General features: G+C 60.7%; 1 protein-coding gene. It reads right to left on the reverse strand.

What is annotated here, in order from left to right; genetic code table 11:
* Positions 1-1,237, reverse strand: a 1,237-nt coding sequence (locus BI49514_RS16175) for an ISL3 family transposase (RefSeq protein ID WP_101547471.1), incomplete at its 3' end; no start/stop codon positions are given.
* Positions 1,238-1,251: the final 14 nt, after the last annotated feature.

Here is a 1,251-nt window from a genome sequence, read left to right on the forward strand (position 1 = left end):
GGTTGCGGAATCCCAGCGCGGACCCGCGTAGATGCTCGAGTCTGCCGTTGATCGCTTCAGTGGGACCGTTCGACGTTCCCGGTCGGGTGAAGAACGCGAGCACATCAGCAGCTCGACGCTTCAACGTTCGTCCTAACCGTTTGAGCTCGACAAGTTCGGATGGCAGATTCGTTGTCAGGGCGTCGATGACCGTTTGCAAGAGTCTCTTGCCCTCTTTGCGGTCCGCGGTTCGGTAGGCGCTGACAATGTCTTGGTAGACGGCCCAGGTGACTTCGACTTCGGTGAAGTTCGGGTCAGCGAAGAGGTTCGCGATTCTTTCCTGCTGCTTGGTCGTGAGTAAGCTGCTGCCCGTGTGCAGAGTTCTTCTTGCCCGGTACAACGGGTCCTTTGCTCGTCCGCGATGGCCGGTTGTCTCTTGCTGAACTCGGCGACGTACCTCGTCGAGGGCATCACCGGCGAGTTTGACGACGTGGAAGGGGTCCATGACTTCGACAGCGTCGGGCAGTTCCTCAGCTGAGGCTGTTTTGAAGCCGGAGAATCCGTCCATCGCGACGACGTCGATGCCCTCACGCCAGTCTTTCGGTCGGTCTTTCAACCATTGTTTGAACACCTGCTTCGAACGGCCAGCCACCATGTCGAGCAGACGTGCCGAGCCTGTTCCCTCGCTGATCGGGGTGAGGTCGATGATGACGGTGACGTACTTGTCACCACGCCGGGTATGCCGCCATACATGCTCGTCGACACCAATGACGCTGACCCCGTCGAAACGAGTCGGGTCGTTGATCAACAACCGCTGACCTTCAGCGAGGACGGCGGAGTTCGCGGTGTGCCAGGACACTGCGAGTTTCGCAGCGATGACGGACACGGTGTCGTGATCGATGACGAGGGCACGCAACGCCCAGTCGAGGCCGGTTCGCGAGATCTTCGCTCGTGGTGGTGCCGCGGCTGTGGCGTCTTGACGCCAGACGCGGCCGCACTCGACGCATTTGTAACGGCGGAGGCGAAGATGAAGCGTGGTTGGTCGGTGGCCGAAAGGTTCGTGGGCTAGACGGCGGACGACGGTATCGCGAACGATCCCGTGGCCACCGCACCGACGGCACCAGTCATCAGCAGTGTTGGGCCGGCATTCCAGAATCGCCTTGTGCCCGGTGATGTTTTGGCCGGTGCAGGTCAGATCGAGGGTGTCGAGTCGGCAGAATGTCGTGAGGTCAGGGGTCGAGAAAGTAGGCTTGGCCACGTCGAGGTCTTTCG

The sequence above is a fragment of the Brevibacterium iodinum ATCC 49514 genome (assembly GCF_900169265.1).
GTDB lineage: Bacteria > Actinomycetota > Actinomycetes > Actinomycetales > Brevibacteriaceae > Brevibacterium > Brevibacterium iodinum.